Origin of the sequence: Stenotrophomonas sp. CFBP 13725 (assembly GCF_014841935.1) — a bacterium.
Classification (GTDB): domain Bacteria; phylum Pseudomonadota; class Gammaproteobacteria; order Xanthomonadales; family Xanthomonadaceae; genus Stenotrophomonas.
The window spans coordinates 217,590-236,191 of sequence record NZ_JACYUV010000005.1; the positions used below are offsets into that span (position 1 = coordinate 217,590).

An 18,602-nucleotide genomic window follows, 5' to 3' on the forward strand; every position below is an offset into this window, starting at 1 on the left:
CCGGATACCCCCCTGACGATGCCCTGGTCCCCCCTGCCCGCTTTCCCCGCCCACCTGCATGCCGTTGCCGGGCGTATCCGGCTGGCCTGCTTTGACGTGGACGGCACGCTCACCGATGGTCAGCTTTACTACGACCGTGAAGGGAATGAGAGCAAGGCATATTTCGTGCAGGACGGGCTGGGACTGAAACTATTGCAGAAGCACGGCATCCATCCGGTGCTGATCACCGCGCGCAACAGCCAGTCGGCGTTGAAGCGTGGGGCGGACCTGGGCATCGACACGCAGATCGCGGTCGGCGACAAGCTGGCCAGCGTGCAGGCGCTGTGCGAACAGCACGGCATCGGGCTGGACCAGGTGGCCTTCATGGGCGATGACCTGCCCGACCTGGCCCCGCTGTGCCACGTCGGCCTGGCGGTCGCGCCGGCCAATGCGCACCCGTGGATCGCCGAGCGCGTGCACTGGCAGACCCGCGCCGAGGGTGGCCGCGGTGCCGCGCGCGAACTGTGCGATGTGCTGCTCGCTGCTCAGGGCCGCGTCGACGCCGTGCTTGCTGGGTTCGGCGCATGAACTGGCGCACCGTGATCGGCGGCGTACTGCTGGTGGTGGCCGTGCTCAGCGGCTGGTCGCTGTTGCGCAACCGCGACAAGGGCCCGCAGGTCACCGTGGACGACGGCACCGTGGATTACGTCCTGCACGATTTCCAGATCGTGGTGCTGGACGACGAGGGCAAGGAATCGACCACGCTGCGCGCTCCGCGGCTTGAGCGCCTGCGCGCCGACCAGACCATGACCATCGCCACCCCGGTGTTCGAAATGCCGGCCAGCGATGGCAACCACTGGACCCTGCGCAGCCAGACCGGCTGGGTCAGCGCCAAGGGCGAAGAGATGCGCCTGCGCGGCGATGTGAGTGGCGACAGTCCCAGCGAGGGGGCGACCCCGCCGACCACGTTCCGCACCACGCACCTCAACGTCTTCCCGAAAGACAACCGCGCCGCCACCGATGCGCTGGTGACCATGACCCGGCCGGGCATGGAACAGAGCGGCGTCGGCTTCGAGCTGGATTCCAAGAACAACACGTATCATTTCCTCAGCCAGTCCAAGGGCCGCTACACGCCCCGGCGCTGATCCCTCTTTTCCTGCCCGGCTGGCCCGGGCACCCCATCCGGCAGAACGGACACGATGAAAATCCACTTTGCAGTTCTTTGCGCGCTCAGCTTGTTGTTCCCGGTGGCCGCCCATGCGAAATCCACCGACCGCAACGAGCCGATGAACATCGACGCCGGCGCCCAGGCCGGCACCCTGACCGGTGACGGCAAGACCATGCTGTCCGGTGGGGTGGTCATCACCCAGGGCTCGCTGGACCTGCGCGCCGCCAATGCGGAAATCCAGATCAGGGGCGGCGAAGCGGTGCGTGCGATCTTCACCGGCAAGCAGGCCACCATGCGCCAGCAGATGGACGACGGCAGCTGGATGGACGCCACCGCCGACCGCATCGACTACGACATCACCGGTGAAATCATCACCCTGACCGGCAACTACAAGGTCACCAGCGCGCGCGGCACCAATGCGGGCCAGCGCATGGTCTACAACACGCGCAGCGGTGAAATGAACAGCGGTGGCGACGGTACCCGCGTGCGCACGGTCATCCAGCCGAAGAACAAGGCACCGGCCGCAGGGAGCAGCAAGTAATGCTCGTTGCCAAGGGCCTGCGCAAAAGTTACAAGCAGCGCGAAGTCGTCAAGGACTTCGGGCTTACCCTGGAAGCGGGCGAAGTGGTGGGCCTGCTCGGTCCCAACGGCGCCGGCAAGACCACCTGCTTCTACATGATCGTCGGCCTGGTGGCCGCCGATGCCGGCAGCATCGTGCTGGATGGCAAAGACATCACCAGCGACCCCATGTACACCCGCGCCAAGCAGGGCGTGGGCTACCTGCCGCAGGAACCGTCGGTCTTCCGTAAGCTCACCGTGGCCGACAACATCCGCCTGGTGCTGGAGCTGCGCGATGACCTGGACCGTGCCGGCCGCGAACGCGAACTGGCCAGCCTGCTGGACGAACTGCAGCTCGGCCACGTCGCCGAACAGTTGGGTGCCAGCCTGTCCGGCGGTGAGCGACGTCGTTGCGAAATCGCCCGCGCACTGGCCGCACGGCCCCGCCTGATCCTGCTCGACGAGCCCTTCGCTGGCGTCGATCCGATTTCGGTCGGCGAAATCCAGCGCATCGTGACCCACCTCAAGCAGCGCGGCATCGGCGTACTCATCACCGATCACAATGTCCGCGAAACCTTGGGAATCTGCGACCGCGCGTATATCCTCGCTGAAGGTACGGTGCTCGCCCAAGGTGCGCCTGCGGATCTGCTGGACAACGCGGATGTCCGCCGCGTCTATCTGGGAGACTCCTTCAAGCTCTGAAGGTGGCCGCCGGACCCTCCTCTTTCCGTTGGGCGGTGGCATGAAAACGCGGTTGCAGACATCGCTGGGGCAGCATCTGGTCATGACGCCGCAGTTGCGCCAGGCCATCCGGCTGCTGCAGATGTCGACGACCGAGCTGGATGTCGAAATCGCCGAAGCCGTGGAAACCAACCCGCTGCTGGACTGGGACGACAGCCCGGAGCCGACGCCCGGCAGCGAAGTAGGCAGCAGTGAAGCACCCGCCGGTCAGGACACACCGGCAGACAGTGACGCGCCGCCCGCGGACGCCGGTGGCGATGATGACTGGACGCCCGCAGAAGTGGACTGGAGCGGATCGGGCAGCAGCAGCGGCTCGTTCGATGAAGATGACCTGGGCAGCGCCGCCGAGCGGGTTGCCGATACCGAAACCCTCGCGGATCACCTGCTGTGGCAGCTGCATCTTTCGCCGCTGTCCAGCCGCGACCGCAACATCGGTGCCGCACTGATCGATGCGATCGAAGACGACGGCTACCTGCGGGAAGCATTTTCCGGCATCGCCGAAACGCTGCTGCCCGACATCCATGCGGGCGACGACGAAATCCTGACCGTCCTGCATCAGATCCAGCGCTTTGATCCGGTCGGCGTGGGCGCGCGCACGCTGGGCGAATGCCTGCAGTTGCAGCTGGATGTACTGCCCTTGGACACACCGGCGCTTGCGCTGGCCCGGCGCATCGCCGGCGGCCCGCTGGAGCGCCTGCCGCGCAGCGGCGTAGCCGGCATCGCACAGGAGCTGAAACAACCCGTGGCCGACGTGGACGCGGCGGTGACGCTGCTGCGTTCGCTGGATCCGCGCCCAGGCACCCAGATCGCCGCCGTGGCACAGGACACCTATGTCGTGCCGGATGTCGTCATCTGGCGACAGGCCGGCGTATGGCGCGCCGCGCTGGCCGGTCACGCCGGGCCCAAGGTGGTCATCCACCGGGGCTACGAGAGCCTGATCCGCCGCTGTGGCGAAGCAGATGCCGGGTACCTGAAAGCCCACCTGCAAGAGGCACGCTGGCTTTTAAAGGGGCTGGAGGCGCGCGGCGAGACCCTGCTGCGGGTAGTCGGCAGCCTGCTGCAGCACCAGGCCGGGTTCCTGGAGTTCGGCGCACAGGCACTGCGCCCGCTCACCCTGCGCGAGATCGCCGGAGAGCTCGGCCTGCACGAATCCACCATCTCGCGCGCCATCGCCCGCAAGCACGTGCGCACGCCACGCGGCACCTTGCCGCTGCGTGCCTTCTTCGCCTCCGGCATCGATACCGACGGCGGCGGGGAAGCGTCCAGTACGGCCATCCAGTCGATGATCCGGAAACTGATCGACGATGAGAACCCGCGCAAGCCGCTTTCTGACGCCAAGCTGGCTGACCTGCTGAAAACCTCGGGTATCCCGGTAGCGCGCAGGACCGTGGCGAAGTATCGTGAAGCCATGAACATTTCCGCCTCGCACGAAAGAGTCAGGATCGCTTGACGCATACCGCGCCCGGCGGAAAGGTTCATTGGCAAATCCAAAAGGAGATACCCGATGCGCATTGAAACGTTTGGCAAAGACGTCGAAGTCACCCCGGCCCTGAAGGAATATGTAGAGACCAAGTTCAAGCGGCCAGGCAACCACTTCGTCGGCGAGCACTGCGAAACTCGGGTCACGTTGAAGCTGCAGAAGAACGAACACCACGTGGATGCGACCGTGAACATTCCGGGGCAGACGCTGCACGCTGAAGCCAATGGCCAGACCATGTATGCGGCCATCGACATCCTGGCCGACAAGGTCGACCGACTGCTGACGTCGGAGAAGGAAAAGAAGCAGCAGAAGAAACAAGCGCACGTCCCCCTGCCGTTGGGCGACAATGACGGCTGATGCCTTCACTTCATCCCGCTCATGCCCCTGACTGATCTGATGGCAGCCGTGCAGACCCAGGTCTGCGCGGCTACCGACCGCGACGGCGTCCTGCTGGCTGCAGCGCACCTGCTGGCCTGCCGACAGGCCAACACCGAACAGATCCACCGCAACCTGCGCGAGCGCGAGGCGCTGGGCAGTACGGCCATCGGCCACGGCATCGCCATTCCGCATGGCCGCGCACCCGCCCTGGAACGCCCCCGCGGCGCGCTGCTGAAGCTGCTGACGCCCGTGGATTTCGGTGCGGAAGAGCCGGTGGACCTGGTGTTCGCGATCGCGGTGCCGTCTCATTACACCCACCAGCACCTGATGCTGCTGTCCGAGCTGGCCGAACTGTTTTCCGAATCCAGCATCCGCGACGCGTTGCGCGACGCCAAGGACGCAGACGCACTGCGCGCCATCATCGACTTCCCGCCACCGGCGAGCGCCGCATGAATACGAGCATCACCGCACGCGAATTGTTCGACCAGCAACGCGACAGGCTCGCCTTGCGCTGGGTCGCCGGACAGAAAGGCGACAAGCGCGAACTGGAGGCCGGCAACACCGTCTCCCGCCGCCCGTCGCTGGCCGGCTACCTCAATGCGATCTACCCCAACAAAGTGCAGATCCTCGGCACCGAAGAACTGACCTGGCTGGACTCGCTCGATTCCCGGCTGCGGTGGGAGACCATCGAAAAGATCATGCAGTCGCACCCGCTGGCACTGGTGATCACCCGCAACCAACCCTGCCCGGAAGACCTGCGTGCTGCAGCCGATGAATCCAATACGCCGCTATGGCTTTCGCCCAAGCGCGGGCACGAGCTGCTGAACCACCTGTCGTACCACCTGGCCCGTACGTTGGCACCGCGGGTGATCCTGCATGGCGTTTTCATGGAGATCTATTCCATCGGCGTGCTGATCACCGGTGAAGCCGGGTCCGGCAAGAGCGAGCTGGCGCTTGAACTGCTGAGCCGTGGCCACCGCCTGGTCGCCGACGATGCCCCCGAATTCACCCAGATCGCCCCTGATGTGCTGGACGGCACCTGCCCGGAGCTGCTGCAGGACCTGCTGGAAGTGCGCGGCCTGGGCGTGTTGAACGTGCGCGAGATGTTCGGTGACACGGCGGTAAAGAAGAACAAGTACCTTCGGCTGATCGTCCACCTGACCAAGCCGATGACCGAACCCAGCGCTTACGGATACGAACGCCTGACCGGCGATTCCGGCACCCGCCACGTGCTGGACCTGGATGTGCCGCTGATCACCCTGCCCGTGATGCCCGGACGCAATCTGTCGGTGCTGACCGAGGCCGCCACGCGCCTGCACATCCTGCGCACCAAGGGCATCGACCCCGCCGCGATGTTCATCGCCCGCCATAGCAATCTGCTCGAACGCCGCAGCCCCTGAACCCGGTAGTGACGGCCGCTGGCCGTCAACCCACGGATCACCGCCACCCCGCCAGCCGCCAACACCCCGCCCGCCACCAGTGAGCCCGCCATGAACCGCCCTGCCCCGCCCGCCCCGACCCTGATCATCGTCAGTGGCCTGTCCGGTTCTGGAAAGTCCGTGGCCCTGAAAACCTTCGAAGACCAGGATTACTACTGCTCCGACAACCTGCCCATCGACCTGCTGCCCGGGTTCGTGCGCAGCGTGCTGGCGGTGAAGGGCACCGCGCCGCGGCGCCTGGCGGTAGGCATCGATGTGCGCGGCCAGAGCGACCTCAGCCAGCTCGCGCAGTGGCGCAGCCAGGCCGAAGAAGCCGGCGTGCGCGCACAGCTGCTGTTCTTCGAAGCCAACGACGAAGCGCTGCTGAAGCGCTACGCCGACACCCGCCGTCGGCACCCGCTGAGCCAGCTGGGTCTGTCGCTGCCGGAGGCCATCGAGCGCGAACGCGAGCTGACGTCCCCGCTCCGCGACGCCGCCGACGCCATCATCGACACGACCGCGCTCAACGTGCACCAGCTGCGCCGGCGCATCGTGACCGAGTATGCCCTCGGCCATGCCACGCCGTTGTCGCTGCTGTTCGAGTCGTTCGCCTACAAGCGCGGCGTGCCGGCCGAGGCCGACTTCGTGTTCGATGCGCGCGTGCTGCCCAACCCGCACTGGGACCCCGAGCTGCGCCCGCTGAGCGGCCGCGAAGGCGGCGTGCGCGATTACCTGGAGGCGCAGCCGGAAGTACAACGCTACGTCGGCCAGCTGACCGACTTCCTCGACACCTGGCTGCCCAAGCTGGGCAACGACACCCGCAGCTACGTCACCGTGGCCTTCGGCTGCACCGGCGGCAAGCACCGCTCGGTGTTCCTCGCCGAACGCCTCGCCCGCCATGCCCGCGAACAAGGCTGGCAGGACGTAGCCACCTACCACCGCGAACTCGACTGAAAAAAGGGGACGGAGGGGATTAAGTCGTTATTGGCGTGCAGTAGCCAATAACGACTTAATCCCCTCCGTCCCCTTTTTTATGAATACGGAACACTGAAGGGCTCTACGACTGCTATCGCAGCTTCATGCCGACCTGTTAACGTTCAGGCATGACCTGTGGCATTCTCCTCGTAACCCACCCTGGCGTCGGATCTGCCCTGCTTGATGTGGCGACCCGGCTGCTGCGGCATCTTCCGTTGAAGACTGAAGCCTTCGACGTGCCGTTCGATGCAGATCTGGACACCTTGCTGCCCCACGCATCGGCTGCCATGCGCCGTGTGGATGGCGGCGATGGGGTCCTGATCCTGACCGACCTGTACGGCGCGAGTCCCAGCAACCTGGCCGCGAAACTGGCCCGGCTGGGGACGCCGGCGCGGCGGGTAGCGGCCTTGAGCCTGCCGATGTTGTTACGAGTGATGAACTATCCGGAACAGGACCTGGATCAATTGCCCGCCACTGCGGCGGCGGGCGCGCGCAATGGAGCGATAGTCGACGATGCTTGAGAAAGAACTCACCGTAACCAACCGCCTGGGCCTGCATGCCCGCGCCACTGCGAAGCTGGTGCAGGAGCTGGCGCCTTTCCGCTGCAACGTGACCATGGCCGCCAAGGGCCGCGAGATCAATGCCAAGAGCATCATGGGCGTGATGCTGCTGGCCGCCGCCCAAGGCACACCGGTGACCATCCGCATCAATGGTGAAGACGAGCAGGCCGCGATGGACGCGGTGGTCTCGCTGTTCGAGCGTCGCTTCGACGAGGACAGCTGAGCATGCCGCGCGCCCGCGCTGGATTGTCCCCCACCGGCCTGCCGCCGGTGCAACGGCTGTCCGGCCATGGCGCGTCCCGTGGTACCGCCCTGGGGCGGGCGCGGGTGCGTCTGGCGCACTCGCTGGACGTTGCCGAAAAGCGCATCGCCCCCCAGCAGGTGGAGAAGGAGCTCAAGCGCCTGCACGCCGCACTGGACGCCGCACGTGCGGAAATGCACGACCTGCGGCAGCGCCTGCAGGGGGCGTTGAACCAGGAAGCCGGCGAGTTCCTCGACCTGCACGCACTGTTGCTGGACGATCCCGAGCTGTTGTTCGGGCTGGACGAACTGATCCGCAGTGGGCCCTACAGCGCCGGGTATGCGCTGCGCCTGCAACGCGACCGGTTGGCCAAGGTCTTCGATGGCATGGACGATGCCTACCTGAAGAGCCGCATGGACGATCTGGACCATGTGATCGGCCGCATCCACGCCTTCCTGCAGCCGGTGCTGCCCCCCGCGGTAAAGGGCCTGGCTGGCGAGATCCTGGTCTGCGACAACATCGCACCGTCGGAGATGGCGCAGTTGCAGTCGCAGGGCGTGGTGGCGATCGTCACCGTGGCCGGCAGCGCGCTGTCGCACAGCGCGATCCTGGCACGCAGCCTGCACCTGCCGTTGATCGTCAACGTGCCGGGCCTGCTCAACAAGGTCAGCGACGGCGACGTGCTGATCGTGGACGCCAGCGATGGCACCATCACCGTCAACCCGCGCGCCGAAGACCTGCGCGACTACCGCGTGCGTTTGAAAGAACACGCACGCGAACAGCGCGACCTGGGCCGCCTGCGCAGCAAGCCCAGCCGCACGCTCGACCACGTGGACATCGCGTTGCTGGCCAACGCCGAATCGCTGGAAGACGTGACCCAGGCGCATGCGCTGGGCGCGCAGGGGCTTGGCCTGTACCGCACCGAATTCCTGTTCCTGCAGCGCAACGAACTGCCGGACGAAGAAGAACAGTTCCGCACCTACCGTGATGCCGCGCTGGGCATGGCCGGCCGACTGGTCACCATCCGCACACTGGATCTCGGTGCCGACAAAGCCGACCGCACCGGCCTGACCCTGAGCAACGAGGAAAATCCCGCACTGGGCCTGCGTGGCGTGCGGCTGTCGCTGGCCCGTCCGCTGGTGGCAGACACCCAGCTGCGCGCGATCCTGCGTGCCAGCGCCTACGGCAAAGTGCGCGTGCTGGTACCGATGGTGAGCACGCGCGAGGAGCTGCTGGCCGTGCGCCGTCGCATGGCCAAGCTGACCGTGCAGCTTCGCGCCGAAGGCCATGCGATCAGCGAGCGGGTGCCGCTGGGCGCGATGATTGAAGTGCCCGCCGCCGCGTTCGCGCTGGAAAGTTTCATCGACCTGGTCGATTTCCTGTCGATCGGCACCAATGATCTGGTGCAGTACCTGCTCGCCGCCGACCGCAACAACGAAGCACTGGGTGAGCTGTACTCGCCGCTGCACCCGGCGGTACTGCGTCTGCTGAAGCTTGTGATCGAGACCGGTCAGCGTTACCGGATCCCGGTGGCGGTCTGTGGTGAGATCGCCGGCGACGCGCGGTTGGCCCCGTTGCTGCTGGCCTTGGGACTTACGGAATTCAGCCTGCACCCCGGCACCCTGCTGGAAGTGCGCCGCGCGATCCGCGAAAGCAACCTCGGCGAACTACGCGAGCGTGCGCCGAAGCTGCTCGCCGCCCGCGACCGCCGCAGCATCGAACGCTGGCTGGAAGCCTGCTGATCGGTAGCGACGGCCGCTGGCCGTCACTCTTTCCTGGCTTCTGCTTTTCACATAGCAGGACCATAATGACGCCCTGACCACCCCTGATGCGGCATCCTCCCCGGGATCGCAGCCTTTCTCTTTCCTGCGGGAGTTCCGATGGCCGAGGCCGTACGCCACGACAAGACCGCGCGCCAACTGCGCCTGCTTTCCGATGCACTGGACAGTGGTCGGCTCGGCCCGGTGCGCCGCCTGGTCAATACGCTGGCGCCGGCCGAGATCGGCAACCTGCTTGAATCGTTGCCGCCCGGCAAGCGCGAGATCGTGTGGGGGCTGGTCGATCCGGAAGACGACGGCGAGGTGCTGGTCCACGTCGGCGACGAAGTGCGCGAGAGCCTGCTCGCCGACATGGACCCGGACGAGATCATCGCTGCGGTCGAAGACCTGGACATCGATGACCTTGCCGACCTGGTCGAAGACCTGCCGGACACCGTCATCGACGAAGTGCTCAAGTCGATGGACCGCGAGAACCGCGAACGCCTCGAGCAGGTGCTGTCGTATCCGGAGGACAGCGCCGGCCGCTTGATGAATCCCGACGTGGTCACCGTGCGCGCGGACGTCAATGTCGATGTCGTCCTGCGTTATCTGCGCCTGCGCGGTGAGCTGCCCGATCACACCGATCACCTGTTCGTGGTCAGCCGTCGCCATCAGTACCTGGGACGCCTGTCGCTTGCGGCATTGGTCACCCACGAGGACAACACGCCGATCAACCGGCTGATCGACGACGAACAGCCCGCCATCGACGTCGGCGAAAGCGCGGATGAAGTCGCCCGGCAGTTCTCCGATCATGACTGGGTATCGGCCCCGGTAGTGGACGACAACAACATCCTGCTCGGCCGCATCACCATCGATGACGTGGTCGATATCATCCGCTCGCAGGCCGAACACCAGGCGCTCGGCGCCGCCGGCCTGGACGAAGAAGAAGATCTGTTCTCGCCGATCAAGCGCGCCGTGCGCGGTCGCGTGGTCTGGCTGGGCATCAACCTGTGCACCGCCTTCCTCGCCGCCAGTGTGATCGGCCAGTTCGAACTGACACTGCAGAAAGTGGTCGCGCTGGCCGTGCTGATGCCCATCGTCGCCGGCGTCGGCGGCAATGCGGCGGTGCAGGTGCTCACCCTGATGGTGCGCGGCATCGCGCTCGGCCAGGTCGGCCCCAGCAATGCGAAGATCCTGCTGTGGAAAGAACTGCGGGTCGCCATGATCAACGGCACCCTGATCGGCCTGCTGGTCGGCCTGATCGCCTTCGTCTGGTTCCACAGCTGGCTGCTGTCGATCGTCATCACCCTGGCCCTGATGATCAACTTCTGCGCCGCTGCACTGGCCGGCGTGCTGTTGCCGCTGATGCTCAAGCGCATGAACGTCGACCCGGCCGTGGCCGGTACCGTGGTGGTCACCGCGGTGACCGACGTCATGGGCTTCTTCAGTTTCCTGGGCCTGGCTACCCTCATTCTGCTGCACTGACCGATACCGATATGGCCACTACCGTAAACAATTACTTCCAGGCCGGCTGGCGCGACCAGCAGCACACCTGCGCCTCATGCGAATGGAAGGGCAGCTCGCGCACGATGGTGATGGAGCTGGCCGAGGACGTGACCGAATATGACTGCCCGGTCTGCGAAAACCCGTTGCTGATTGTGGTCCATCCGGATATCGAACAGGTACAGGCCGCTGCGACGGCAGGCAACGAAGAAGCCCGCGAGCAGTTGGACATCATCGCGAGCTTCCCCCGCCCCGACTGATGCAGCGCACGATGCCCCGGCGGCAGAACAAGATTACGATGGAAGCGATTACATCACTGCCTCCTGGACTCCCATGCACCGTCTGCTGCTGCGTTGCTCCGCACTTGCCGTCTTCATGATGAGCCTCGCCGGTTGCGCCACGGCGCCGGACCCCACCGCCGGGCATTTTGAATCGCGCACGATCACCGTTGACGGTCAGGCGTCGCGCTACCAGGTGTTCGTTCCCTCCGACGCCATACGCGCGGCCGGCCCCCTGCCGGTGGTGCTGTTCCTGCACGGGTCCGGCGAGCGCGGCCGCGATGGCAGGAAGCAGACCAAAGCAGGCATCGGGCCGTATCTGCGCGAACATGCGAAGACGTTCCCGGCCTTGGTCGTCCTGCCGCAGGTGCCCAACCGCGAGGAATGGAGTGGCCTCAACAACCGCATCGCCTTGGCCGCGCTGGACGCCAGCGTTGCCGAGTTCGCTGCAGATCCCGCCCGTCAGTACCTGACCGGCATGTCGATGGGCGGCTACGGAAGCTGGAACATCGCACTGGCCGAGCCGACGCGGTTCGCCGCCATCGTGCCGGTATGTGGCGCGGTATTGGCCCCGCGCGAGGAGCGGGAGAGCCTGTTCGTCGAGGCGGTCGCCCACGAAGCAGACCCCTACACGGCGCTTGCGGCGCGGTTGAAGAACGTGCCGATCTGGATGTTCCATGGCGCCGAGGACGACGTCGTGCCGCCAAGCGACGACCGCAAGCTGCACGCTGCCTTCAAGGCAGTCGGCGCACGCGATGCCCGTTACACCGAATACCCGGACGGCAACCACAACGCGTGGGATGCCACGTACGCCGATGCGGCCATGTGGACCTGGCTGTTCGCGCAGAAGCGCTGAAGCCAGGTAAGGACGGCCGCCAGCCGTCAGCCCACGCACCTGGCCGTCAGCCCTCCCCCACCCCACGCCCAACCCTGCACCGACTGCGCCCCGCCCTGGCACCCCGCACGATGGGCCATGAGCAGCGAAAAATTGAACGCAGGTCGCCGATCCCTCTGCGGGCACCGTGACGTCCTGACGACCAGCGGCGGGCACTCACTACACGCGCTGTTTTTGATAGCCCACGACCGCTTTGCCACGCAGGGTGAAGGAAGAAGCCGCAGGGGTCTGACATGAAACTCGACACCGTTTTTTGGTGGGCGCCATCCGCGAGGCTGACCTTGCTCCTTGCAGGGCTCATCCCATCTGCACTGGCTAGCGCTGCGCCCCCTGAGACGCTCCTTGTCGCCTTCAAACGTGATGTAACGGTTATCTCGTCGAGCGATTCAGAAGACCGTACCGATCAGATACGACGTGCGTTCCTTCACCGCTTCGGTGCCACGCCCGCTGATGCCCAGTCCTCCACCGAACTCCTGAAAGCACGGCTTTACGGGCTGGCGACGGTCGCACATCACGCACCGGATGAGGGCTTGGCCAAAGAGGCTGCCGCGCTGGCCTCGATACTGCACCACCGGCAGGCAGCAGATCATCGCGAGATCAGCTACGTCCATCGCATGCTGCTGGCCCAGCGTGATTTCGACGGCGCTTCATACTGGTCCAAGCGCTTCCCCGAGGTTCAACTGACCACCGTGCCGAAGGTGGAGCGGATGTCCGCCCCACAGCGACATAACGCCTACGCGGTCTCTGCAGATGGGTCGCGGCTGCTGGAGCTCCATCTGGACATGCACGCATATAGCGGCGTGTTGATCCTGGGGCATCCTGCCTGCGGTTTCTCACGCAAGGCGGCAGCCTGGATGAGCACGATCGCGCCAGAGCGCCGCCCATCTACCGTGAGGTGGCTGACGCCAGTGGACGGCGACCTGCAATTACCGTTGATAACGGACTGGAACGCGTTGCATCAGGATCAGGCTCTCCTTATCGCCCGCCACGAACGGGACTGGCCGTTCGTGCAGGTGTGGGATACACCGCAGTTCTTCATATTCTCAAACGGTACGCTGCAGTTGCATCTCGACGGATGGAACGAGCGGACCGAGCAAGCACTGGTGAGGTGGCTCGACCTGCAGGGCCAGGCCACACCCGATGAACATATCCGCGAACAGGGGAAACAATCGGGGTAACACGGGACAACGGACGGAGCCGTTGCCCCGCAGGGTCAACCCAGCAGCGTTTCCAACACCGCCATGCGCACGGCGACGCCGTTGGCGACCTGGCGCAGCACCCACGACTGCGGGCCGTCGGCCACCTCGTCGGTGACCTCCACGCCGCGGTTGATCGGGCCGGGATGCAGCACGGCGGCATCCTTACCGGCGCGGGCCAAGCGGGCGGCATGCAGACCGTACTGCGCGTGGTACTGCTCCAGTGACGGCACCAGGCCTTCTTCCATGCGCTCGCGCTGCAGGCGCAGCATCATCAGCGCGTCCACGCCCTCCAGCATGGCATCGAAGTCGTCGCCGACCACGCAGCCGTGCAGGGTGTCATCGTCCGGCAGCAGCGACTGCGGACCGCATACCCGGATCTCGCCCACGCCCAGCGTGCGCAGCGCATGCAGGTCGGTGCGGGCCACGCGCGAGTGCTTCACGTCGCCCACGATCACTACCTTCATCTTCGCGAAATCACTACCCTTGGCCATGCGCAGGGTCAGCATGTCCAGCAGCCCCTGGGTGGGGTGCGAGCTGCGGCCGTCGCCGGCATTGATCAGCGCGGTGCCTTCGCCCGCCGAGGCAGCCAGTTCGGCCACGGCCCCATCATCGGGGTGGCGCACGACGAAGCCGCGCACGCCCATCGCTTCCAGGTTGCGCAGCGTGTCGGTGGCGGTCTCGCCCTTGCGGGTGGACGACGTGGACGCATCGAAGTTCAGCACATCGGCGCCGAGCCGCTGCGCGGCCAGCTGGAATGAGCTGCGGGTGCGCGTGGACGGCTCGAAGAACAGCGTGCAGACCGCAGACCCGGCCAGCACGGCGCGCTTGTTGCCGACCCGGCCAACGGCGGCGTCGCGGATCTGCCCCGCGCGATCCAGCAGCTGCAACAGGGTGTCGCGCGGCAGGCCTTCAAGGGTGAGCAGGTGACGCAGGCGTCCGGAAGAATCGAATTGCGAGGCAGTCATGGGCAGGGGTCGGCAGGTCAGGAAACAGGAATGGCGTCATCCGGGCTGGACAACCAACGGTCGATGATCACGGCAGCGGCCACCGCGTCCAGCGCGGCGGCATCACGGCGACGCTTGCGCCCTTCGCTGCGCTCAACCGCGAAGCGGCGCGCGGCTTCGACCGAACTGGAGCGCTCGTCGATCATCACCACCGGCAGTTTGAAACGTTCCCGCAACTGGCGGGCAAAGCCCTGCGCACGCTTGCGGTTGGGTTGGTCCTTGCCGTCCAGAGTGAGCGGGTCGCCCACCACCAGGCCGTTGGGCGACCATTCTTTGATCAATCGTTCCACCGCCGCCCAGTCCGGTCCGCTGCCGTGTACATCCACCACGGCCACCGCGCGCGCATGCGCAGCGAACGCACTGCCGATGGCTACGCCGATGCGGCGCGAGCCGACGTCAAAGCCCAGCACCGTGCCATCGCGGGGGATGGCGGCCGGCTCAGACATGGCCGCTGTAATCGGTCATCCGGAACATGTCCACGCCGATGCGCGAAGCCGCGCCCTGCCAGCGCTCGTCCAGCGGCGTGCGGAACAGCAGGTCGGCGTCGGCCGGCACGGTGAGCCAGCTGTTGTCCGCCAGCTCGCCTTCCAGCTGCCCTTCGCCCCACCCCGCACAGCCGAGGGTGACCAAGGCATTGGCCGGGCCATCGCCGCGTGCCATCGCTTCCAGGATGTCACGCGAGGTGGTCAGGAACAGGCCATCGCCCACGGGCAGGCTGGACTCCCACGCACGTGCGTCGTCATGGATGACGAAGCCGCGTTCGGGGTGTACCGGGCCGCCGTTGAGCACCACGCGCACGCGCAGCGCCTCGTCGTCGGTGGTGATGTCCATCTGGGCCAGCACCTCACCGATGGTGTAGTCGGTGGGCTGGTTCACCAGCACGCCCATGGTGCCGTTTTCATCGTGCTGGCAGATCAGCGCGACGCTACGGGCGAAGGGCGCCTCTGCCAGCGAGGGCAGCGCGACGAGCAGATGATGGGCGAGGGATGTGGAGATCTCAGGCATGGGCCACATTCTACCTGCTGGGCCGTGTGTGGGTGCGTGAGACGGTAGGATGGCGGCCACGCCGCACCTTGTGAGACCGCGATGCCCACCAGCCCCCCACTGCCCCCGTCCACCCGCAGTGCCATAGTGCTCATTGCGCTGTTGCAGGGGCTGATGCTGTATGTGGCGCAGGAACTGGCCGGCAGTTGGCCGCTGCAGGATATCGGCTCGCGCTACCGTTGGTATGCGTGGGTGCTGACCGTGCCCACCGCCATCGCGCTGACCGCCGTGGACCTGCGTGACCGCCGGCTGTGGCTGCACGCTGCAGTGGCGTCGGTGGTGGTGCTGGGGCTGTCCAGCTGGATCGGCTGGAACCTGCAGGGCGAGACCGGGCTGCGCAGCGAACCCTTGCGCCTGCCGTTCTCGCTGGCGATGGCCATTGCCACGTTCATCAGCCTGCCGTGGTGGCAGTATCGGTTGCAGCATGGGCACTGGCGCGCCAGCTATGACGCGCTGTTCGAACGCGCGTGGCAGAACGGCCTGACACTGGCCTTGGCCGCGTTGTTCACCCTGCTCACCTGGTTGCTGTTGTGGTTGTGGGCAGCGCTGTTCGGTCTGTTGAACATCACCTTCTTCAAGGAGCTGTTCGGCCAGGACGCCTTCATCGCCTTGGCGACCGGCACGCTGGCAGGCTTCGGCGTACTGATTGGCCGCACCCAGCAGCGCGCGATCCAGATCACCCGTCAGGTGCTGTTCGCCGTATGCCGCGGGTTGCTGCCGCTGCTGTCCTTCATCACGGTGATCTTCACCGTCAGCCTGCCCTTCACCGGCCTGGACGCGCTGTGGAACACCCGCTCGGCCGCCTTCCTGCTGATCACCCTGACACTGTTGCTGGTGACCTTCGTCAACGCGGTTTACCAGCATGACAGCGACACACCGCCCTACCCTGCATGGCTGCGGCGCCTGGTGGAAGCCAGCCTGCTTGCGCTGCCGGTGCTCGCTGCGCTGGCGCTGTATGCCACGTGCCTGCGCATTACCCAGTACGGCTGGACGCTGGACCGCTTCTGGGCCGTGTTGATCGCTGTGGTGGTGATCGGTTACGCGCTGGGTTACGGCTGGGCGGCGGTGCATCGGCGCGGGCGCTGGCTGCAGGGGCTGGAGCCGGTCAACCGGGTCATGTGCTGGGTGGTGCTGGGCGCAGCCCTGCTGTCGAGCTCGCCCCTGCTGGACCCGGCCCGCATCACCGTCGCCAGCCAGCGCGCGCGTCTGCTGGCCAACCCCGATGGCATCAGCATCGCCGATGCGATGATGCTGCGCTTCGAGGTCGGCCGCCGCGGCGTGCAGGCCCTGCGTGGCCTGCAGCAGGAGCCTGCATTTGTTGCCGACGCACGTGCGAGCAGCGTGGTCACCCAGGTGCTGGCCCGCACCGGGCAGTGGGGCACAGGCGAGCCGGCCATCGACGCGGGCATTCGAGATGTCACCGTGCTGCGCAAGCGCCTGCCGCTTGCCAGCGGATCGGCATCTCCGCCGGACAGCTGGTGGCAGGCGCTGCTGGGACGAAAGCTGGAAGCCGGTGACTGCCTGGACGGCGAAAAGCCCTGCGTGATCGTGAGCGCGGACTTCGACAACGACGGCCAACAGGACGTGCTGCTGTGTGCCTTGCCGCATCAGCTGGGCGCGTATTGCCAGCTACACGCACTGGGCCGCCGGGGCTGGTGGACCGCAGGCAGTTATGCATTTGGTTCCGGTGATACCCGCGATGGCAGCGCACAGCTGCATGCCGCCGTGCGCGAGGGCAAGCTCGTTCCACAGGCGCCGCGCTGGCCCGGTCTGGCGGTCGATGGCCGGCCGCCGGTCAGCATCGATAATCTTTCCGAAGAACCGGAGCAGACGCCATGAGCGGCTATTGCCTCATCGCCCCAGGCCATCCCGTGCATGGCCATTACCATGACCACGAATATGGCTTTCCGCAGCGCGAAGAACGCGAACTGTTCGAACGGCTGGTGCTGGAAATCAACCAAGCTGGGCTGAGCTGGGAAACCATCCTGAAGAAACGCGAAGGATTTCGCCGCGCTTATGACGGGTTCGATGTGGATGTGGTGGCGGCCTACGAACAGCCGGACATCGACCGCCTGCTCGGTGATGCGGGCATCATCCGAAACCGCTTGAAGGTGGCCGCGGCGATCCACAATGCGCAGGTGATCCAAGGGCTGCGTGAGCGCCACGGCAGCTTCGTCGGGTGGCTGGATGCCCATCACCCGCTGGACAAAGCCGAGTGGGTGAAGCTGTTCAAGAAGACGTTCCGCTTCACCGGCGGCGAGATCACCGGCGAGTTCCTGATGAGCCTGGGCTACCTGAAAGGCGCGCACGCCGATGACTGCCCGGTGCAGGCGCGGATACTCGAATTGAAACCCGCGTGGGCGTCCCGGTAACGCCTGCGCCCGGTAGCGCCGAGCCATGCTCGGCGAGCGCAGCGGCCCATCAGACGCCCATCTACCGGCCCCGGCGGTAACGCCTGCGCCCGGTAGCGCCGAGCCATGCTCGGCGAGCGCAGCGGCCGCTCAGACGCCCATGTACCTACCGGGGCGGTAACGCCTGCGCCCGGCAGCGCCGAGCCATGCTCGGCGAGCGCAGCGACCGCTCAGACGCCCATGTACCTACCGGGGCGATGGTTGAACATCAGCACCAGGCTGAGCACTACCGCGCCGATCGCCGAATACATGACCTGGATCGGCGCCAGCACAGAGAACGACACCAGCATCAGCATGGCATCGAAGCTCATCTGCACCTTGCCAGCGCTCCAGCCGCGGGTACGCTGCAGGTAGACCGCCAGGATGCCGATGCCGCCCAAGCTGGCCCGGTGACGGATGAAAAACAGGATGCCCAGCCCAGCCAGCGCACCGCCCACCACTGCCGAATACAACGGCGCGATGTGCGCGAAGTCGGCCCAGCGCGGTAGCAGGTCGGTCAGGATGCCGCAGGCGGTGACGGCCGCGAAGGTCTTCAGGGTGAACTCCCAGCCCATGCGGCGCACGCCCACCCAGTAGAACGGCAGATTGACCAGCACGAACACCAGGCCGAAGTTCCAGCCGGCGGCGTAGTGGATCAGGAAGGCCAGCCCGGCCATGCCACCGATCATCAGCCCGCCCTTGGCAAAGATGGCCAGACCCAACGACGCCACCAGCGTGGCCAGCACCATGCCCTGCACGTCCTCGGCATACGAATGACGCAGTGATTTGGCATCCAGCGCAGTGCCGGCAACGTCCGGCGGTGGGGTCAGCGGACCGGCAGTGACGAGGTGGCCGTCAGCGTCGTCGCACGGCACGGGGCCATGGGATTGGAGGGACATGAGCGTGGGGTGTCGCGGTGGGGAGACGTATTAGACACGATCCCGATGACAGTTGCAGGTGAAATCATTCACCGTCGTGATGAACGAGGTGATTCAGGCCAGAGACCGGTGATGATGGCCGCTGGCCGTCAGATC

Annotated in this window: 22 protein-coding genes; 18 read left to right on the forward strand and 4 right to left on the reverse strand. The window is 66.0% G+C overall.

The window, feature by feature from the left end:
• Window positions 1-18 precede the first annotated feature (18 nt).
• The 16 genes from IFT65_RS11215 to IFT65_RS11290 all read left to right on the forward strand — a co-directional run bounded on the left by IFT65_RS11215 (window position 19) and on the right by IFT65_RS11290 (window position 13,109).
• Entirely contained in the window at window positions 19-567 is a 549-nt protein-coding gene (locus tag IFT65_RS11215; protein WP_192081498.1) for an HAD hydrolase family protein, read from the forward strand.
• Window positions 564-1,124 carry an LPS export ABC transporter periplasmic protein LptC gene (gene lptC / locus IFT65_RS11220; RefSeq protein ID WP_192081499.1) on the forward strand — a complete coding sequence of 187 codons (561 nt, stop codon included), beginning with the start codon at window positions 564-566 and terminating at the stop codon, window positions 1,122-1,124. The genes IFT65_RS11215 and lptC overlap by 4 nt, the downstream gene beginning before the upstream one ends.
• A 54-nt stretch (window positions 1,125-1,178) precedes the next feature.
• Window positions 1,179-1,688 carry a lipopolysaccharide transport periplasmic protein LptA gene (gene lptA, locus IFT65_RS11225; RefSeq protein WP_192081500.1) on the forward strand — a complete coding sequence of 170 codons (510 nt, stop codon included), beginning with the start codon at window positions 1,179-1,181 and terminating at the stop codon, window positions 1,686-1,688.
• Window positions 1,688-2,407: an LPS export ABC transporter ATP-binding protein gene (lptB, locus tag IFT65_RS11230; protein ID WP_188326386.1), complete on the forward strand. Its 720-nt coding sequence runs from the start codon at window positions 1,688-1,690 to the stop codon at window positions 2,405-2,407. Before lptA ends, lptB begins: the two co-directional genes overlap by 1 nt.
• A gap of 40 nt (window positions 2,408-2,447) precedes the next feature.
• Window positions 2,448-3,896, forward strand: a complete 1,449-nt coding sequence (locus IFT65_RS11235) for an RNA polymerase factor sigma-54 (protein WP_192081501.1) — start codon at window positions 2,448-2,450, stop codon at window positions 3,894-3,896.
• A 54-nt stretch (window positions 3,897-3,950) separates the two neighbouring features.
• Window positions 3,951-4,283 carry a ribosome-associated translation inhibitor RaiA gene (gene raiA / locus IFT65_RS11240; RefSeq protein ID WP_192081502.1) on the forward strand — a complete coding sequence of 111 codons (333 nt, stop codon included), beginning with the start codon at window positions 3,951-3,953 and terminating at the stop codon, window positions 4,281-4,283.
• Between the two features lie 21 nt (window positions 4,284-4,304).
• Window positions 4,305-4,757: a PTS sugar transporter subunit IIA gene (locus IFT65_RS11245; protein ID WP_188326383.1), complete on the forward strand. Its 453-nt coding sequence runs from the start codon at window positions 4,305-4,307 to the stop codon at window positions 4,755-4,757.
• Entirely contained in the window at window positions 4,754-5,704 is a 951-nt protein-coding gene (gene hprK / locus IFT65_RS11250; RefSeq protein ID WP_188326382.1) for an HPr(Ser) kinase/phosphatase, read from the forward strand. Before IFT65_RS11245 ends, hprK begins: the two co-directional genes overlap by 4 nt.
• A 90-nt stretch (window positions 5,705-5,794) precedes the next feature.
• Window positions 5,795-6,676 (forward strand): RNase adapter RapZ, encoded by an 882-nt coding sequence (gene rapZ, locus IFT65_RS11255; RefSeq protein WP_188326381.1) that lies wholly within the window; start codon window positions 5,795-5,797, stop codon window positions 6,674-6,676.
• Between the two features lie 149 nt (window positions 6,677-6,825).
• Window positions 6,826-7,218, forward strand: coding sequence for a PTS fructose IIA subunit family protein (locus IFT65_RS11260; RefSeq protein WP_188326380.1), 393 nt, complete (start codon window positions 6,826-6,828; stop codon window positions 7,216-7,218).
• The gene (locus tag IFT65_RS11265) at window positions 7,211-7,480 is read left to right on the forward strand and encodes an HPr family phosphocarrier protein (RefSeq protein WP_188326379.1); all 270 of its coding nucleotides are present in this window, start codon (window positions 7,211-7,213) and stop codon (window positions 7,478-7,480) included. The genes IFT65_RS11260 and IFT65_RS11265 overlap by 8 nt, the downstream gene beginning before the upstream one ends.
• 2 nt (window positions 7,481-7,482) lie before the next feature.
• Window positions 7,483-9,240, forward strand: coding sequence for a phosphoenolpyruvate--protein phosphotransferase (gene ptsP / locus IFT65_RS11270; RefSeq protein WP_188326378.1), 1,758 nt, complete (start codon window positions 7,483-7,485; stop codon window positions 9,238-9,240).
• A 138-nt stretch (window positions 9,241-9,378) separates the two neighbouring features.
• Window positions 9,379-10,740: a magnesium transporter gene (gene mgtE / locus IFT65_RS11275; protein ID WP_192081503.1), complete on the forward strand. Its 1,362-nt coding sequence runs from the start codon at window positions 9,379-9,381 to the stop codon at window positions 10,738-10,740.
• An 11-nt stretch (window positions 10,741-10,751) separates the two neighbouring features.
• On the forward strand, window positions 10,752-11,018 hold the full coding sequence (locus IFT65_RS11280; RefSeq protein ID WP_192081504.1) for a hypothetical protein: 267 nt from the start codon (window positions 10,752-10,754) through the stop codon (window positions 11,016-11,018).
• A 73-nt stretch (window positions 11,019-11,091) separates the two neighbouring features.
• Window positions 11,092-11,892: a prolyl oligopeptidase family serine peptidase gene (locus IFT65_RS11285; protein WP_192081505.1), complete on the forward strand. Its 801-nt coding sequence runs from the start codon at window positions 11,092-11,094 to the stop codon at window positions 11,890-11,892.
• A gap of 272 nt (window positions 11,893-12,164) precedes the next feature.
• The gene (locus tag IFT65_RS11290; RefSeq protein WP_192081506.1) at window positions 12,165-13,109 is read left to right on the forward strand and encodes a hypothetical protein; all 945 of its coding nucleotides are present in this window, start codon (window positions 12,165-12,167) and stop codon (window positions 13,107-13,109) included.
• 35 nt (window positions 13,110-13,144) lie between these two features.
• Here IFT65_RS11290 and IFT65_RS11295 read toward each other — a convergent pair whose 3' ends face one another.
• Genes IFT65_RS11295 through IFT65_RS11305 form a run of 3 tightly spaced genes read right to left on the reverse strand, consistent with a single transcriptional unit; the run spans window position 13,145 to window position 15,139 of the window.
• The gene (locus IFT65_RS11295) at window positions 13,145-14,095 is read right to left on the reverse strand and encodes an aspartate carbamoyltransferase catalytic subunit (protein WP_188326373.1); all 951 of its coding nucleotides are present in this window, start codon (window positions 14,093-14,095) and stop codon (window positions 13,145-13,147) included.
• Between the two features lie 17 nt (window positions 14,096-14,112).
• On the reverse strand, window positions 14,113-14,580 hold the full coding sequence (gene ruvX, locus IFT65_RS11300; RefSeq protein WP_188326372.1) for a Holliday junction resolvase RuvX: 468 nt from the start codon (window positions 14,578-14,580) through the stop codon (window positions 14,113-14,115).
• Complete coding sequence (locus IFT65_RS11305) at window positions 14,573-15,139, reverse strand: YqgE/AlgH family protein (RefSeq protein ID WP_188326371.1); 567 nt, start codon at window positions 15,137-15,139, stop codon at window positions 14,573-14,575. The genes ruvX and IFT65_RS11305 overlap by 8 nt, the downstream gene beginning before the upstream one ends.
• A gap of 81 nt (window positions 15,140-15,220) precedes the next feature.
• Here IFT65_RS11305 and IFT65_RS11310 point away from each other — a divergent pair, with 81 nt between their 5' ends.
• Window positions 15,221-17,017, forward strand: coding sequence for a DUF4153 domain-containing protein (locus IFT65_RS11310; RefSeq protein ID WP_192081507.1), 1,797 nt, complete (start codon window positions 15,221-15,223; stop codon window positions 17,015-17,017).
• A complete protein-coding gene (locus IFT65_RS11315) occupies window positions 17,014-17,550 on the forward strand; it encodes a DNA-3-methyladenine glycosylase I (RefSeq protein ID WP_188326369.1) in 537 nt (178 codons plus the stop codon). The genes IFT65_RS11310 and IFT65_RS11315 overlap by 4 nt, the downstream gene beginning before the upstream one ends.
• A 209-nt stretch (window positions 17,551-17,759) precedes the next feature.
• Here IFT65_RS11315 and IFT65_RS11320 read toward each other — a convergent pair whose 3' ends face one another.
• Window positions 17,760-18,467: a YitT family protein gene (locus IFT65_RS11320; protein ID WP_192081508.1), complete on the reverse strand. Its 708-nt coding sequence runs from the start codon at window positions 18,465-18,467 to the stop codon at window positions 17,760-17,762.
• Window positions 18,468-18,602: the final 135 nt, after the last annotated feature.

Bases quoted from the DNA above. Each gene is read 5' to 3' on its own strand.
- mgtE (WP_192081503.1), top strand. From the start codon at position 9,379: ATGGCCGAGGCCGTACGCCACGACAAGACCGCGCGCCAACTGCGCCTG.
- IFT65_RS11320 (WP_192081508.1), bottom strand. From the start codon at position 18,467: ATGTCCCTCCAATCCCATGGCCCCGTGCCGTGCGACGACGCTGACGGC.
- lptB (WP_188326386.1), top strand. From the start codon at position 1,688: ATGCTCGTTGCCAAGGGCCTGCGCAAAAGTTACAAGCAGCGCGAAGTC.
- IFT65_RS11285 (WP_192081505.1), top strand. From the start codon at position 11,092: ATGCACCGTCTGCTGCTGCGTTGCTCCGCACTTGCCGTCTTCATGATG.
- IFT65_RS11260 (WP_188326380.1), top strand. From the start codon at position 6,826: ATGACCTGTGGCATTCTCCTCGTAACCCACCCTGGCGTCGGATCTGCC.
- lptA (WP_192081500.1), top strand. From the start codon at position 1,179: ATGAAAATCCACTTTGCAGTTCTTTGCGCGCTCAGCTTGTTGTTCCCG.
- IFT65_RS11290 (WP_192081506.1), top strand. From the start codon at position 12,165: ATGAAACTCGACACCGTTTTTTGGTGGGCGCCATCCGCGAGGCTGACC.
- IFT65_RS11215 (WP_192081498.1), top strand. From the start codon at position 19: ATGCCCTGGTCCCCCCTGCCCGCTTTCCCCGCCCACCTGCATGCCGTT.
- IFT65_RS11315 (WP_188326369.1), top strand. From the start codon at position 17,014: ATGAGCGGCTATTGCCTCATCGCCCCAGGCCATCCCGTGCATGGCCAT.
- IFT65_RS11245 (WP_188326383.1), top strand. From the start codon at position 4,305: ATGCCCCTGACTGATCTGATGGCAGCCGTGCAGACCCAGGTCTGCGCG.
- IFT65_RS11265 (WP_188326379.1), top strand. From the start codon at position 7,211: ATGCTTGAGAAAGAACTCACCGTAACCAACCGCCTGGGCCTGCATGCC.
- ruvX (WP_188326372.1), bottom strand. From the start codon at position 14,580: ATGTCTGAGCCGGCCGCCATCCCCCGCGATGGCACGGTGCTGGGCTTT.
- IFT65_RS11295 (WP_188326373.1), bottom strand. From the start codon at position 14,095: ATGACTGCCTCGCAATTCGATTCTTCCGGACGCCTGCGTCACCTGCTC.
- hprK (WP_188326382.1), top strand. From the start codon at position 4,754: ATGAATACGAGCATCACCGCACGCGAATTGTTCGACCAGCAACGCGAC.
- raiA (WP_192081502.1), top strand. From the start codon at position 3,951: ATGCGCATTGAAACGTTTGGCAAAGACGTCGAAGTCACCCCGGCCCTG.
- lptC (WP_192081499.1), top strand. From the start codon at position 564: ATGAACTGGCGCACCGTGATCGGCGGCGTACTGCTGGTGGTGGCCGTG.
- IFT65_RS11235 (WP_192081501.1), top strand. From the start codon at position 2,448: ATGAAAACGCGGTTGCAGACATCGCTGGGGCAGCATCTGGTCATGACG.
- IFT65_RS11305 (WP_188326371.1), bottom strand. From the start codon at position 15,139: ATGCCTGAGATCTCCACATCCCTCGCCCATCATCTGCTCGTCGCGCTG.
- rapZ (WP_188326381.1), top strand. From the start codon at position 5,795: ATGAACCGCCCTGCCCCGCCCGCCCCGACCCTGATCATCGTCAGTGGC.
- IFT65_RS11310 (WP_192081507.1), top strand. From the start codon at position 15,221: ATGCCCACCAGCCCCCCACTGCCCCCGTCCACCCGCAGTGCCATAGTG.
- IFT65_RS11280 (WP_192081504.1), top strand. From the start codon at position 10,752: ATGGCCACTACCGTAAACAATTACTTCCAGGCCGGCTGGCGCGACCAG.
- ptsP (WP_188326378.1), top strand. From the start codon at position 7,483: ATGCCGCGCGCCCGCGCTGGATTGTCCCCCACCGGCCTGCCGCCGGTG.